Below are 14,670 nucleotides of genomic sequence, written 5' to 3'. Positions count from 1 at the left end.
GATATTTGGTGTTGCGAAAGCGTCCCGGATCAGCCCACCGCCGTACCGCGGCGCTTCTCGATATCGGCGATGATCGCGTCCCAGTTCTCAGGGGTCAGCTCGCGCTGTTCCGGGTCGCGGGGCGCGGGGGCGACGCCGCCCTTGGCGCCGACGATCGGGCCGGTCTTGGCGTAGATGCCGACCGTGTCGTTGACAGTGCGCTTAAGCATGTCGTTCATCATGTCGGTCTGCTTGTGGAAGGCTTTTTCCTGCTTGATGCTCTGGTAGATGGCAAAGCCCGCCCAGGCCGCCCAGGACACCGCGCAGGCGACTGCGAAGGCGAGCGAGAAGCCGCCGGAGACGAGCGCTACCGTTGCGCCCGTGCGCCCGAGGAAGGTGGAATTCACCAGCATATTGGCAACGCCTGCGATGCCCTCGATCGCGCCGACCGTGTCCGCCGCGGTTCCGATACCCATGAAGATGAGATCGACCGGATCGCCCTTGCCACTGGTGAGCCCCTGCAGGAACTGGTAATATTCCACCGGCAGCCAAGCGACGCCGGCAACGGCGCCAACCGTCGTCCCGGTATTCTTGAAAAAGGCGGAGAGCACGCTGCGCTGCGCCCGCGCCAGCTCGTCGGAAACGCCGACGAGTGAACTGATCCCATCCAGCAGCGAAAAATTCGAGGCTTTGATCGCCGAGCCGAGCGCACTGCCCATGTGCGCGAGAGCGCCAAGGGCGTGCAGAACCACGATGCCGATGCTGTCCCAGGTCGGGCTCGTCATGTTGAGGCCGGCATAGATGGAGCGGGATGCGGTAAGCACCGACATCACGCCGGAAGAGAGCGCCGCCTTGTATTTGACAGGATCGACCCCTGCCGGCGCCGCCGTCGCGGTCTTGTCGATCAGCTTGGCAAGGTCGGCCTTGATCGTTTCGACGCTGCCGCCCGGTCGCATCGTCGCCCAAAGCGCGGTGAAGATCGTCGTGAAATTGGTCTTGTATTGCGCCATGGCATCGGCATTGCCCTTGAACAGGGTTTCCGCCAGCGCGTCGAGGCTCGGGGCGATGATCTTCTTGATCGCCTCTTCGGCGGTCTTGCCGTCGACGATGATTGGATCGATCACATCCGTGCCGGGCATCAGCGTCTTCATCAGGCCTGACATGGAAAGTCCCATGTCCTTGAGGCTCGATGTCAGATATTCGCTGTCGATATAGGGCAGATCGAGACTTTGGATGGTCTTGCTCCAGCCATTGTCCTTGGTGGCGAACATGCGCTCGGCGATCCAGGCGTCGCCCCCGCTGCCGGCGAAGAAGCGCCCGCCGTCTGAGCCGTTGGCGGCAATGCCCTTGCCGGCCAGCCCGGTGCCGATCATGATCGCCGCCATGACGTCGTTGAACGAATAGCTGGCGAGATTGCTGGAGGGCAGCGGCGAGACGCTCTTGTCCCACTCGGCATTGGCCGGCAACTTCGAGACCAGGCTGGCGCCCATGACGAGCCCTTCCAGCGCGGTCTGCACCGCATGGCGGTAGCCCAAGACCTCCTTGCCGCCGGGTGCGCTCAGGCGCGACGTCAGGCGCTCCAGATTGCCGGCGAGATCGCCGATGCCGATTTCTCCGGCGCCTACCTTGTCGAGCAGCGGACCGAGAAGCGCCTTGACGTCGGCCTTGAACTGATCGCGCACCTCGGGGCTGTCTGACCCGTAAAACTGGTTGGCCATCGCCTGGATGGTCGGGTTGAACAGGTGGGTGATATTGTTGGGCACGGTGCTGCCGAATTCGGAAGCGGCAACCTTTTTCAAACCGTCGAGGTCGATCTTGAGATCGGGGAACAGGCTGCCGCCGAGCCCGAGCGACTGGTCGAAATCCATAACCGGCAGGATGGAGCCGAGCCCCTTCAGTTCCCGCTCGGTCTTGTTGCCGGCCAGTCCCATGCGGATCAGGCCATCGAGCGCCGTCGTCGGATCGGAGATCGTCGGCAGCACGTTCTTGTCGAAGAATTCGGCATAGGTCTTGTCGGCAATCGCCGAGCGCTGCTTTACGAAATCGTCGGGAAGCACCATGGAATAGAAGCCGAGGGCGGCATTATATTCCTTGAGAATGGTGGTGACGTCCTTGCCGGATTTGAGACCGTCATTCAGCAGGCCGCCATTGACGATGTCGCGCTCAAAGGCATCCTCGACCTTCGTACGCAGGTCCTTCATCTTCTCGTCACGCGTTATCGTGTCGTTGATGATCTCGGAAGCGTCCTTGTTCGTATCGGGCGGCGCCACGCGATAACCGGAGAAGATCAGCTTGAAGGCCTTCAGCGCCTTCTCCGTCATCAGCGAGTTGACGTCGGGGTCCGAGCCCAGGATGGCGATCGACTTGTCGAGATCCTTCAGGATCTCCTGGTCGTTGTAGATGCCGCGCTGGTTGTCGCCGAGGCTGTCCTTGTATTGGCCGAAGGTCGCCTTGGTCTGAAGCAGATCGAGATACATGATCAGTTTCTGCTCGGCAGTGTAATTGTGAGGGTTTTTGACGACGTCGATGCTCTCGAAGGATTTGTCCTTGTCCTTCAGCCCTTCCATGAAGCCCTGATTGATCTCGCTCATGAAATCGGAATTGAACAGGAGATCGATGACCGGCTGGATCGGCGCGGTAGGGCGGGACGTGCCATTCGACGTGGCGGCCAGCGAAACGAACTTCGGACTGCTCGTCTGCGCCGATATAGAGGAGAAAATCGTCAGGGCTGCCGTCGTGGTCCCGTCAGAGGCAAAAGGCGATGCCTTCTTGACCGTGGTGCTCGTGGTTTTGCCCTGGCTCGTGGAATTTTCGGACTTTGGATCGGAATTGGCGTTTAGCCGGAGAAATGAAACCGTATCGATATCCGAAGATGCTGGTGCGATCGATGACATGCGTTCCCTTTGATTTTCTTTTTCCGCTTTTCGCGGATGACGTCGTTTACCTTACGTTAGGCATAAGATCGACCTTTGCGTGATAATTCAAGCCCGATCGCGACATCGCGGTTGCATAAAATGCAGCGGCCTCGCGCCTGGAGATCAAAAATCACATTTTTACCGAGGGGTCGCAGGGTATTTCCCAGGCTGTGGCGGTCATCGTTGCCGCCCCTCTGCCTCTACCAGATGAATGACGGGTCTGGCCCAAATTCGAGATGCACGGACTCGCCGGTGTAGCGTTCAAGCTTCTCGTTCAGCTGCTTTTCCATTTTGTCGAGCTTCTTCACGCCATTGGCCATATCCCACAGGCCAAGCGCTAGCCCGACGGCCGAGGCAACGAGGCCGGTGACCAGTCCGGCCGCGGCAAGGCCGGTTTTGGCGGCGCTGCTGAAGATGGTCACGACTTCCGGCGCCACCGTTCCGAGTCCGGAAAAGGCACGGGACATGGCATTGGTCAGATAAAGCATCGCCTCGGAGAAACCGATGAGCGCGTTGCCGGTACCGGCAATGCCGCCGATTATTTCGAGCGCGCCCTTGGCGCGGTCGCCGGCCTTCATCGACCGCGACGCCGAATAGAAGCCGAGGCCGGCCATGGCGAGGCCGCCGGCCGCGCCGAGGATCTTGCCTGCCGCTTCCATCGTCTTCGGCGAGAAGTTCATCGAGATCCCCTTGCCCCAGCTGCCAGGCTGATTGCCGAAGGCGCTGAACGGTTTGCCGGCAACGTCGAGGTTCTTGCCGAGACCTTCCATCGTCATGCCGACGATCTGTGTCGCCGAGCCGACCGCAGCGGCGATATCGGCCGGCGTCCACTTGCCGCCGACACCGAGGCCGCGCGCCACCAGCACGCTCGACATCGTCAGCATCTGCACGGCGTGCATCAGACCGGCCTTGTACACTTCGGCATCGATGCCGGCAGGTGTCCGGGTCTGGCGCGGCAGATCGAGCGAATCCTTGAAGGAGGCAAGCGCATCGTCGAGCTTCATACCGCCGCGCATCATCCGCAGAACGCCGTCGACGTCGCGTGCTATGTCCTGTGCCAGGTTCTGTTTCAGCGTCTCGCCGCCATCGGCCGGGCCGTTTTTGCTGATGAAATCCTCGGCGAAGGTGTTTGCCAACTGGCTGATGGCGTCATTCGTTGCGCCGGGCACGAAGGTGTCATCCGGACCCGACAGCAGCGGCTCGAGATCGACACCCTGGCCGTCGCCGATATAATGTTCCCTGATGACGTTCGAGAAGGTGACGTTCGCGGCGTCGAGATGCGCGTCGATATAATCCTGGGGCAGGAGATCGACGAGCGTGTTGAGTTCGGAATAATAATCCTTCAGGGCATCTTCGAAGCTCTTGCCGGCGCTCAGCGCCCGGTCGATCGCCTTGCCGCCGCCGATATCGATCAGATAGGCGTCTTCGATGTTGGTGAGCAGATCGGAATTCGCCGGGCGTTGCAGATATTCCTTCATGCCGCTCGCGAAGATATCCGAGAGATGCTGCTGCGTCGCCGGATCGGCCGTCAGCTTTTCGATCCGCGCATCGAGGTCCTTGCCGACGCGCTCGCCATCGGGCACGCTGTCGCCATACTGGTTCATATAGCCATTGAACTGCTGTTTGATCTCGATGAGATCGTAGAGCAGCGTCGCCTTCTGTTCCGGCGTCAGCTGGTCGAGGTGGTCCATGTTGTCGGGCGCGACGAAATCCCGGCTCACGTCCTTCACGGCGTCGCCGAGAATGCCGTATTTGAGTTCGTCGAGCTTCTTCAGCGTCGGCTCATAGGCGGTCGACGGAGCGTAGCCGCGCAGCAGCTTGCTTTCCAGGATGTCGTTCTCGTCGATCGGGCGCTCCACGACCGGCTCGATGGCATCCGAGCCCGACATGACAAGGTCCATCTTCTTGAGGCTCGATGTCAGATAGTCGCTGTCGATATAGGGCAGATCGAGATTTTGGATGGTCTTGCTCCAGCCATTGTCCTTGGTGGCGAACATGCGCTCGGCGATCCAGGCGTCGCCGCCGCTGCCGGCGAAGAAGCGCCCGCCGTCTGAGCCGTTGGCGGCAATGCCCTTGCCGGCCAGCCCGGTGCCGATCATGATCGCCGCCATGACGTCGTTGAACGAATAGCTGGCGAGATTGCTGGAGGGCAGCGGCGAGACGCTCTTGTCCCACTCGGCATTGGCCGGCAACTTCGAGACCAGGCTGGCGCCCATGACGAGCCCTTCCAGCGCGGTCTGCACCGCATGGCGGTAGCCCAAGACCTCCTTGCCGCCGGGTGCGCTCAGACGCGAGGTCAGGCGCTCCAGATTGCCGGCGAGATCGCCGATGCCGATTTCTCCGGCGCCTACCTTGTCGAGCAGCGGACCGAGAAGCGCCTTGACGTCGGCCTTGAACTGATCGCGCACCTCGGGGCTGTCTCCCCCGTAAAACTGGTTGGCCATCGCCTCGATGGTCGGGTTGAACAGGTGAGTGATATTATTGGGCACGGTGCTGCCGAATTCGGAAGCGGCAACCTTTTTCAAGCCGTCCAGGTCGATCTTGAGATCGTTGCCCGGGTCGGTTTCGGGCGTGCTCACCTTTGCATCGACCAGGATCGCGGTGGCGCCGCTTTTGCTCTGGGTAAATCCGACGAAGCCCCGCGCAGCGGAGATGTCGAGTGCCTGCCCGTTGCCGCTCGGCGCGATCTTGCGTATTTCGCCGGCGTCGATGGTTTTTGTCGATGCAGAACGGCCAGTCACGTCTTTCTGGCCGAGGTCCACGACCAGGGTTTCGACCTCTTTCGATCCGCTGCCAACACGTTCCAACATGATTTCGTCACTCCTGATCGACGGCCGCACCCTGAACGGAGGCCCGGAAAGCCTCGTTAGGTCAGAAGTTTTTCAGTGATATGACAAATGGGTGCTATCGGAGCGGCAAAATTGAACCATTGACCCCCACATAGCGCTTCCAAATTATACCGCAGTACAAATGCTGGTGACACCGCAGTCGCCAAGGTGCGGCGCAATAGAGCACGCTCCCGTAGGGAATGCGCTCACGAGACAGATCGAAGTCGGTCCTCGGGCTCGGTTTTCAGACTGCATTGTCCGGCAAATCGGTATAAGCCGTCCTCTCGAACAAATCAGGGGACAACATGGAAACCGTGGAAATCAGCAGCCGCAGCGACTTCGGCCTTTGGGCAATTGAGCGGGCGCGGGAAATCGTAACGTCCGAGGGAACTGCTTTTGCGATGGCCGCTCGCGATATGGACGACGAGGCGCTTGCAAACGCTGCAGCCGCGCTAGGCAAGGCCATCAGCGATGCGATGGTGGAAGTGTTTGACGGCCTGATAGATGAATCGTGATTGTGAAGAGACAGCGGGTCACTGACCGATAAAAATTGGTCAGCACCGTCCGGGCTCGCCGTCTTCCCCTCTCATTGCAAACTGTCAGAAACTTGCATATATTTCTGACAAGAGAAATGCCATGCAAAAGCTGACATAGCAAATCATGGGACATGCTGAACGACTGCCGGAAGGATCCGCGCTTTCGGCAAAGAGTTTTTTGCATCTCGGAAATCGAGCCGCCCTGGATCAGGCTCTGTCGCGCCTGGCCGAGCGTGGCGAGCTCGTCCGGGCGGGCCGTGGTATCTATATGCGGCCCGTCAAAAGTCGCTTTGGCAGTCGGCCGCCGACGGTCGAACAGGCCGTAGAGGCGGTGGCGCAGCAGCGCGGTGAGGTCATCGTCTCGAATGGCGCCGCCGCGGCAAATGCCCTGGGCCTGACCTCCCAGGTCCCGGTCCGCTCCGTCTACCTGACATCCGGCCGTAGCCGGACGATGACCCTTGGACAGCAGACGGTCGAGCTCAAGCACGTGCCGCGCTGGCAATTGGCCTTGGCCGATCGACCTGCTGGCGTGGCGGTCCGCGCACTTGCATGGCTTGGGCCGGAGAGGGCCGATGAAGCACTGTCGCGGATCAAGCGAAAGCTGCGGCCGGAGGCGTTCGGCGAGCTGGTGGCGGCGGCTCCGCAGTTTCCGACCTGGCTTGCAAGAAGCGTAGGAAGGGCTGCGCATCGCTGATCTATTCCTGAGCTTGTCAAAGATGACCGGCGCGAAGCCTTGGCTGTGGCAGCCGACCACAGCGGACGGCCCATTCATCTCCTCGAAAAGGATGTCTGGGTCGTCTGGACGCTGCAGACGCTCTTTTCGTCCAAGCTCGGTGAGCATCTCGTCTTCAAGGGCGGCACCTCGCTTTCGAAAGCCTACGGTGTCATCAAAAGGTTCTCCGAGGATGTCGACCTGACCTACGATATCCGCGCCCTGGCGCCGGACTGTTGGCGACAATGACGAAGCACTGCCGAAAACCCGCAGCGAGGAGAAACACTGGACCAGCGAGGTGCGAAAGCGGCTTCCGGTCTGGGTGGCGGGCTCGGTGGAGCCGGTTATGGCGCGTTGCGCGTTCAATCTCTTCCGGCGGCAATCCGCCTCGAGGACGATACGCTCTACCTCGACTATGAAGCGGTGAGCAGCGGATCCGGCTATGTCGCCCCGAGCGTCATGCTCGAATTCGGAGCGCGTCGACCGGCGAGCCGGCCAGTATCCGCGATATCGACTGTGACGCGTCGGGCCAGGTTGATGGTGTCGAATTTCCGAAAGCGAGTCCCCGCGTCATGCACGCGGAGCGGACGTTCTGGGAGAAAGCGACCGCCATCCATGTCTTCTGCCTGCAGGAGCGCCTTCGCGGCGATCGTTTTGCCCGCCACTGGCATGATGTCGTCCGGCTGGACGATGCTGGTTTCGCCGACAAAGCATCCGCGGATCGGCAACTCGCCAATGCCGTGGCGAAACACAAATCCATGTTTTTTGCGGAAAAGGCGGCCGACCGCTCGCCCATCGACTACGCCGCAGCCGTCAACGGCAATCTGGTTCTGACGCCATCCGGAGAAGGTCTGCGTGCGCTCGGCGAGGATTACGTGCGCATGGTCGACGACGGCCTGCTGCTCGGCGATTCCGAGCCGTTCGAGCACCTGATCGAGCGATGCACGCAAATTCAGGCGCATGCCAACAAAAGCGACGCGTCAAAATAAGCAATTGCCGGCCCACAGCCGCACCTGCCCATTACTGTGAGTGCCCTGTCACCGACGCGGTTTGGCTTCGCGCCAATTATTAGGCGTTTGCTCGTGGCAGGCACCCTTGATGTGATGAGAGTGACCCGGTTATTCCGGCTCCGGCCTCGGCGAGGATGTGGCCAAATACCGCACGGGCGCGGGTTCGTTTGAGGAAAGTTGCGCCACGTAAAACGAAGATCCGGTGTGTTTGCAGTGAAGGCATTCTAATTCCCAATTTCAATCTCGCCGGAAGCCCGAGCAAGCTCAAAATCGCTGACGCGAGAATCGACACGGATGTTCCACTTGCCGCAACGGCACGTTCTCGCGCCAAGTGCCATCCTCCCACTGGCGCGCCGCACGCTTGATTGGCTCTATTCCCGCAGGGGGGGTCGACAAGACGACGGTCACTTCTTGGCGTCCAGCGGATCGATGTCGCCTTTCATCAGGAAGGCCGCAATCTCGACAGGGCCAGCGCGCCCGGGCGTGACGATGATTTTTGCCATCGCCTTGTCTGAATGAAGATGCGTCGAAGCCGGCTGTGCTGCCGCAGCGATAGGCGCGCGGTGGCGGCGTGAATCGCCAAGTTGCCGCAACGGCCAGCACGAGGAACTCGACCAACGTCTCGGCGGCGAAATAGCGGAAGGTGCATTCCGGTAAACCACGGCGATCGAAACTTAAATCCGTCGCAATCTTCTCGACACTCACGTAGCATGAGCCTCGCGAACAAACGCCGCCACGCCACTATGGCAATTTCACTTCTCCTCCTCGGGATGCCGACTAACACGTTCGCCCATCCCCATATCTTCGTTGATGCGAAATTCGAGGCGGTCGCGGCGCCCGATGGAAGCCTCCAGGAGCTGCGCGACACATGGCAGTTCGATGAGGTGTTTTCGTCGTCAGTGCTGCTCGACTACGACAAGAACCGCAACAATGCCCTCGACCCTGCGGAAGTTGCTGCCGTCGCCAAAACAGTCCGGGAGTCGCTTGCGCAGTACAACTATTATATGAACATCACGATCAATGGGAAAACACTCGCGCTTGCGAAGCCGGACATCCTGCATGGGACCTATGAGAACGGCTCCCTCACCCTGTCTTTCGCACAGAAGCCAATGGCCAAGACGCCGCTCAAAGGATTGATTGTTTTCGGCGTTTATGATCCGACACTCTATACTGCTCTCGATTTTGCCAGCGATGCCGATCTGAAAATCTCGGGCGAAGGCTTTAGCGGTTGCACTCACAAAGTCGTCAGGCCTGGCTCGAAAGAAATCCTTTCCGAAAATCAGGCGATGCTGACGACGATGTTCTTCAACGATCCAGTGGGCACAGACTACTCGCAGATTGTTGCGACCCGATTGGAAGTGCGCTGTTAAGGAGTGTCGAGGCATAATTGCGAACTATCGAACCTCGTTGTCGCCTCTGTCATGATGATCGATGTCATTCAGGTCTTTGTTTACATCACGGAGAGCACCAGATGCGTTCCAGGCTCAACCTTTTGCTAGCAACGGGGTTGGTCATCCTGGCACCAATGCTGTCCGGATCAACTCCCGCACGTGCCGCGGGCAAGAGTTCGCCTTTCCCGGCTTGGATAGCAGACTACGTCGGCGACGGGAAAGGCCAGATCACGCGCGTGGTTCTGGAGCGGGCGCGGAGGTTATATCTGGAGAAGGTCGCGGAGGGAACGGTCAAGAACGCCTGTTACTTCGCAATGGATGCGACACGACCCAACGATCTGACAGTTGGCTGGTTCTACGTGATCTGCGAGGCGAAGCAGTCGTTTCGGGTGATCTCGGCAGGGCATGGTGGCGGCCTCAACCTCCCTGGCGTGGTCAACTTCTCCAACGGCCGGGAATGCGCTAAGAATTTTGGCAACGCGCTGGACTCAAACTTGACCGCCGGCGCGTATCTGACAAGCGAGATCAAGACCTCGTTCAAAGGCTATTATCTGGCGCCTTCTAACAGAGAGGCGGTTTTGACCCGCTCGTTTGTTCAATTCGATGGGATCGGCGATACCGCCAACGCCAGACAACGCGCCATCGGCGGGCATGCTGCGGCGCTCGTCTCTGGGATCTGCATGCAGAAAAAGCCGGAGAGCCCATATGCCGATCGGAAAGGCTATGTCCCTGTCGAGAAGTTGGTCACCTATGCGGGCGGGCGAAGCGACGGATGCACCAGCTGGTCGCCGGAAGAGACCCCGGAAGTCTTGTCGATGGTCAAGGATAATCCGACGACGCTCTATATCTACCCGGAGGCGCGCGACATCGCCGCGGTCGGCCGGGCAACGACATCGGGCAAGTCGCCAGTAAGCGCTGGATCATACTGGAACGCTACCTGCCTTGGCGAGATCGGCTCTCCGCAGTTCTGGCCGAAAGAGCGGCTGGAGCCGATCATCGCAAGATATAAGCAGGATCATCCAGCACCACCGCCGCGTCCAATTCCCCTCTGCCAAGCATCCAATTGAAAAGCGGGTGGCATCTGAGAAAACGATCGTCGTTTTGAATGTCACCTTTAGCTTTGACGACCAAAGTCCTCTGCGTATAACATTGCTGCAGCAGCCTCCTCGTCGCCGCCAATGCTTGGAGCACACTGAGATGGAACTCGCTCGTTCTATCCTGAATGCCGCGACACTCGCAACCTCGGGAACCACAGGCACAAACACGCACGAATTTTGCTTTTCCTCGCAGGGCAAAATTATTCTGGCAGGGTGCTGCTGGCGAGCGCCCGGCAGGAGAAGCTGGAAAGTGGCAAGGTCGTGCGCGTCGACAGCACGTCACCGCCGCACTGATCCATGAGCCGAGCGACCGTAGCCTATTATGGGACGCTGTCCGGGTGACGGTGCGGCTGTTGCAGCAGGCCGTGGCACTGGGTAGAGCCATCCCATGGCACGACCACCGCCGCGCGGCAAAGAAGCGGGCTCGAGCGATCGAATACCCGCGGCCGCCCCAAACGGATCAAGCACTACCGCGAACTGCTCAAGATCACGCGCACGACCTTGAGTTATCTGCAGCAGGCGAGTGAACAGTTGCCCCTGACGGCTGGCCCGGCCGGCGAACTGTGGCAGACCCAGCTCCGCCACTATAAGCTGCTGATCGACCGGATCATCGGCCAGACCGAACGGCGGGTCCTGGCCGGCGAGCCGGTGCCGGCTGGCGAGAAGCTGGTGAGCCTCTTCGAGCCGCATGCCGACATCATCGTCGAAGGCAGCCGCGACGTCGACTACGGCCACAAACTCAATCTGACCACCGGCAGAAGCGGACTGGTCCTCGACCTCGTCGTCGAAACCGGCAACCGGCAGACAGCAAGCGTTTGCTGCCGATGCTGGAACGCCACATCGCCTTTTATGGCCAGGCGCCGCATCAGGGCCGGCTATGCCAGCCGCGATAATTTGAGCCGAGCCAAAGCCTGCGGCATCCGCGACATGGCCTTCCACAAGAAGTGCGGCCTCAAGATCGAAGATATGGTCGGTAGCCGGGGTCTATCGCAAGCTCAGAAACTTCCGCGCCGGCATCGAGGCCGGCATCTCATGTTTGAAACGCGCTTGTGGCTTGGGGCGCTGCACCTGGCGTGGGCTCGACCACTTCAAGGCTTATGTCTGGTCATCGGTGGTCGCTTACAATCTCGCCCTCTTTGCCCGCCTCCGGCCGGATCGTCGGCGTTGGTGAGGCGAACAATGCTGTCCGCGATGGCGAGGACGTTCTTCGACCGGTGGCCGATCCGTCAGCAGCCGATGCTCGGACGCTTCCAGCGCCTCTATCCGCCGGTACTCCGTCATGTCGATTTACGATCCGAAAAATAAAGCATCCTTCCGTCGTCCCCATGGATGGGACTTAAATGCAAGCGGTTCCAGAACTGCTCCCCGTTCTTCTTATAATTCAAGATCTCGACGCTCACCTCCCGCTCGTCGGCGATGCAGCGCGAAGTTCGGCGACGGCGATCGGAGACGTCGCCGGGCCCTAAAGGAAACGACAATTCCGGCCCAGCACCTCTCCGGCGGCGCAACCGGTCAGCTCGAGGAATGATCTGTAGGCCAGCCCGATCGGCAGATCCGGCTTGCGCGCGTCATTGACGACCATCGGCATCCTATTCGTTCGAACGCGACCGCCGCAAGTTCTTTCCGGTCGGCCAAGGCTGCTTCTGACGATACCGAAGGTAAGTCTTTGTCAAATTGGGTCGTCATCCTTCCACGCTCAATAAGAGGTCCGATAACGTCGCACGCCGTCTTTTTCCTAAAAGACGATCGACCGACTTGGCCTATGCGGCAGGCTTCCCGACCAGCCCGTCCGGGAGTCACGGTTCGATGGCGTTGTCATTGCGCCTGTATGGGATGAGGTAAGGCAATTCCGCTTGCGCGACCGGAAGGATCAGGCGCAGAATAAAATCATGAACCCCATTTCCACCTCCAGTCGCGCTCGGGAGCGCTTTCTCGAAGCAATCCTTCAGAGTGCCATCGAATATGCGATCATCGCCCTGGATCTCGACTCCCGAGTGATCACCTGGAATGAGGGTGCCCGCCGAATTCTCGGATGGGATGAGACCGAAATCGTCGGCCATCCCGTGGCCGTTATTTTCACTGAGGAAGACCGCGCGGCGGGCATTCCTCAACGGGAAATGACCGCCGCACTGACCCAGGGCCATGGAGATGATGAGCGCTGGCACCTTCGAAAGGACGGCTCGTTATTCTGGGCGTCGGGCCAGATGATGGCGTTGAGATCGGATGATGGCGAACTCGAAGGCTTCGTGAAGATCCTCAGGGATCGAACCGAGCAGCGGGAAAATGAGGAGCGACAGCGCGTCCTGATGCACGAACTTTCTCACCGCATCAAGAACACGCTGGCAGTCGTTCAGGCGATCACCAACCAGTCATTCCGGAACGCCGCCAGCATCGAAGCCGCGGAGCAGTCGATCTCGTCGCGCATCAAGGCATATGCAAACGCGCACGATATTTTGCTGCAGAAGAACTGGTTATCCGCAGCCGTCGATACGATCATCGAAGCGACCGCGGTGAATCTCGGCGTTGAACCGAGCCGCATCAAAGCAAGCGGTCCGGCAGTCAGCCTGAACCCGCAAGCGGCTCTTGGCTTCGCCCTCGTGCTGCATGAGCTTGTCACCAATGCGACAAAGTACGGGGCTCTATCAGGGGATACAGGAACTGTCGAGATCGAGTGGTCCGTGCGCAAAAATGTCGGCGACGATCGCTTCAATCTCCATTGGCAAGAGAGCGGTGGCCCAGCCGTGGAAGCCCCAAAGAAGAAGGGCTTCGGCTCCCGCTTGGTCAATACGAGCCTGTCCGCTTTCGGAGACGTCTCGTTTGACTACGCCGCAACCGGCTTCAAGCTCGACCTCGAGGCATCGCTTCAGAAACTGCAATATCAAAATTGTCCGGATCTTGAAGTATGAAGAGATGTCAAATGCTGCCCCGAGGCTCCGTGTCGTCGCCGATGCCAAGATCAGCGAAACAACTGGCCTTCATGCGCCTACTCGGCCTCAGCCTCTTCGATCTCCTGAGGAGACAGGTGGTAGATGACGAGTTTTTCGACGACGTATTCCAGGTCCTGGTCCATCCTGAGAAGGTCGGTTGATTTGCCCAGGTGGCCGCATTCACCGAGATAGTCGAAGCACATACCCCACACCGCATTGCGAAGCTTAAGAACCTTCCTCGTCGTCTCCGGCGAGAAATATGGTTCTTCACTGAAATCGAGGGCATCAGACACGTCCCGCGCTCGCCGCGACATAGCGTCCGACGAGACCTCGAACCATCTTCCGCGAACACTTCATAGCACTGCCTGCAACGTTCTACTGCAATCTTCAGTACATCATTAAGCGAGATGTCTTGGTCGTGTCTGAACAACACCGTAGGCATGCCGGATCCTCCGTATTCGAGATGGAATAGAGCGCCTCAGGAATGTTCCCATTTCGTTCCTTTCAAAAAAGGAGTCAGGGGCGCGCTTTTTTCGATGGTCGTCATAAGGCGCTCACTATCCAACGGGTCCACCGGATTTCGTCGGCTATGCCTTGCACCATGGTCTCGGCCTCGGAGGACAGCTCTTGCGGCCGCAGACGAATGGTACTGCAAGGCCTTCGCTGATCAGAATGCTGCCGACATCCTTCCCGTCAACCAACAGCATCCCGAAAGGGCGCCATGGTTGCATTTCTTCGTACCTTCGGTGTCCGGCGGACAAAAGCACGCGACTTTTCTCAGTTCGGTGCTGCCGCCGGCAACCAGCTCTCGAAGCCGCGCCAACGCCCGCTCGCCCTGTTGGCGCTCATATTAGCATTGGGGCGAGAACTTCTCCGGCGTGTTGAAGCCCACCAAACGTGTTCCGGCGGCATCGCCAACGACGTGTACGGTGTCTCCGTCGGTCACCGTGAATTCCTGGGCCACAGATGTCCTCGCTGTGCCGGAGTTGACTGAAATTGCCCTCCCAAATCGGATACCTGCTGTGCGACGGCCACAGCAGCAACGATCAGGAGCCCAATGGCCAGCCGTCTGCCTGCTCTACCAAAACTGGGGACGAACATTTTCTTGGGCTGGTGGCGAGATCGGGGAAAGGGAACGACCGCGGATTGCGATGGGGCGGGCCGAGCGCGCTGCCTTAGAATCTCGAAAGTCTTTCGCCACTGTTGAGAGGCGAGCATTTCCGCCAGAACGCTCAAGGCGAGCGTGGATGTCGGCAAGAAACGTTCGCTGCCAAC

General features: G+C 59.6%; 9 protein-coding genes and 3 pseudogenes. 8 read left to right on the top strand and 4 right to left on the bottom strand.

All coding sequences use genetic code 11. The annotated features are described in order from the left end of the window. Window positions 1-29: 29 nt before the first annotated feature. Window positions 30-2,570 carry a hypothetical protein gene (locus AMK02_RS23695; RefSeq protein WP_225884182.1) on the bottom strand — a complete coding sequence of 847 codons (2,541 nt, stop codon included), beginning with the start codon at window positions 2,568-2,570 and terminating at the stop codon, window positions 30-32. Window positions 2,571-2,595: 25 nt separating this feature from the next. Here AMK02_RS23695 and AMK02_RS32255 point away from each other — a divergent pair, with 25 nt between their 5' ends. Beyond that, window positions 2,596-2,886 (top strand): hypothetical protein, encoded by a 291-nt coding sequence (locus tag AMK02_RS32255; protein WP_004672580.1) that lies wholly within the window; start codon window positions 2,596-2,598, stop codon window positions 2,884-2,886. Between the two features lie 208 nt (window positions 2,887-3,094). Here the strand turns inward: AMK02_RS32255 and AMK02_RS23690 are convergent, their stop codons facing one another. Beyond that, window positions 3,095-5,704, bottom strand: coding sequence for a hypothetical protein (locus AMK02_RS23690; RefSeq protein WP_064807212.1), 2,610 nt, complete (start codon window positions 5,702-5,704; stop codon window positions 3,095-3,097). Between the two features lie 323 nt (window positions 5,705-6,027). On the opposite strand from AMK02_RS23690, the gene AMK02_RS23685 reads away from it, so the two are divergent. The 6 genes and pseudogenes from AMK02_RS23685 to AMK02_RS23650 form a co-directional block, all read left to right on the top strand. After that, window positions 6,028-6,237: a hypothetical protein gene (locus AMK02_RS23685; RefSeq protein ID WP_004672578.1), complete on the top strand. Its 210-nt coding sequence runs from the start codon at window positions 6,028-6,030 to the stop codon at window positions 6,235-6,237. A gap of 145 nt (window positions 6,238-6,382) precedes the next feature. Then, a complete protein-coding gene (locus AMK02_RS23680) occupies window positions 6,383-6,952 on the top strand; it encodes a DUF6088 family protein (RefSeq protein ID WP_237358371.1) in 570 nt (189 codons plus the stop codon). After that, window positions 6,945-7,959, top strand: a pseudogene (locus AMK02_RS31890) (nucleotidyl transferase AbiEii/AbiGii toxin family protein). Before AMK02_RS23680 ends, AMK02_RS31890 begins: the two are co-directional and overlap by 8 nt. Window positions 7,960-8,690: 731 nt before the next feature. Continuing rightward, a complete protein-coding gene (locus tag AMK02_RS23660) occupies window positions 8,691-9,350 on the top strand; it encodes a DUF1007 family protein (protein WP_016737409.1) in 660 nt (219 codons plus the stop codon). A 101-nt stretch (window positions 9,351-9,451) separates the two neighbouring features. Then, complete coding sequence (locus tag AMK02_RS23655; RefSeq protein ID WP_008534187.1) at window positions 9,452-10,438, top strand: hypothetical protein; 987 nt, start codon at window positions 9,452-9,454, stop codon at window positions 10,436-10,438. Between the two features lie 240 nt (window positions 10,439-10,678). After that, a pseudogene (locus AMK02_RS23650) lies at window positions 10,679-11,639 on the top strand (ISNCY family transposase); the annotation flags it as partial. Here the strand turns inward: AMK02_RS23650 and AMK02_RS31380 are convergent. Beyond that, a pseudogene (locus AMK02_RS31380) lies at window positions 11,617-12,154 on the bottom strand (PAS domain-containing protein); the annotation flags it as partial. The pseudogenes AMK02_RS23650 and AMK02_RS31380 overlap by 23 nt on opposite strands. 203 nt (window positions 12,155-12,357) lie before the next feature. On the opposite strand from AMK02_RS31380, the gene AMK02_RS23645 reads away from it, so the two are divergent. Continuing rightward, complete coding sequence (locus tag AMK02_RS23645) at window positions 12,358-13,374, top strand: sensor histidine kinase (protein ID WP_029532363.1); 1,017 nt, start codon at window positions 12,358-12,360, stop codon at window positions 13,372-13,374. A gap of 77 nt (window positions 13,375-13,451) precedes the next feature. On the opposite strand, the gene AMK02_RS31885 is transcribed toward AMK02_RS23645, so the two are convergent. Continuing rightward, window positions 13,452-13,688 (bottom strand): hypothetical protein, encoded by a 237-nt coding sequence (locus AMK02_RS31885; RefSeq protein ID WP_158464442.1) that lies wholly within the window; start codon window positions 13,686-13,688, stop codon window positions 13,452-13,454. Between the last annotated feature and the right edge of the window lie 982 nt (window positions 13,689-14,670).

The organism is Rhizobium sp. N731, assembly GCF_001664145.1.
GTDB classification, from domain to species: Bacteria; Pseudomonadota; Alphaproteobacteria; order Rhizobiales; family Rhizobiaceae; genus Rhizobium; species Rhizobium esperanzae.
Note: the sequence above shows the minus strand (reverse complement) of the source record. Positions and strands in the feature narration are given on the sequence as shown.

What these genes read in the sequence shown, in the direction of transcription:
- AMK02_RS23695 (WP_225884182.1), bottom strand. Translation starts at nt 2,570, where the DNA reads ATGAGCGAGATCAATCAGGGCTTCATGGAAGGGCTGAAGGACAAGGAC.
- AMK02_RS32255 (WP_004672580.1), top strand. Translation starts at nt 2,596, where the DNA reads ATGACCGGCTGGATCGGCGCGGTAGGGCGGGACGTGCCATTCGACGTG.
- AMK02_RS23690 (WP_064807212.1), bottom strand. Translation starts at nt 5,704, where the DNA reads ATGTTGGAACGTGTTGGCAGCGGATCGAAAGAGGTCGAAACCCTGGTC.
- AMK02_RS23685 (WP_004672578.1), top strand. Translation starts at nt 6,028, where the DNA reads ATGGAAACCGTGGAAATCAGCAGCCGCAGCGACTTCGGCCTTTGGGCA.
- AMK02_RS23680 (WP_237358371.1), top strand. Translation starts at nt 6,383, where the DNA reads ATGGGACATGCTGAACGACTGCCGGAAGGATCCGCGCTTTCGGCAAAG.
- AMK02_RS23660 (WP_016737409.1), top strand. Translation starts at nt 8,691, where the DNA reads ATGAGCCTCGCGAACAAACGCCGCCACGCCACTATGGCAATTTCACTT.
- AMK02_RS23655 (WP_008534187.1), top strand. Translation starts at nt 9,452, where the DNA reads ATGCGTTCCAGGCTCAACCTTTTGCTAGCAACGGGGTTGGTCATCCTG.
- AMK02_RS23645 (WP_029532363.1), top strand. Translation starts at nt 12,358, where the DNA reads ATGAACCCCATTTCCACCTCCAGTCGCGCTCGGGAGCGCTTTCTCGAA.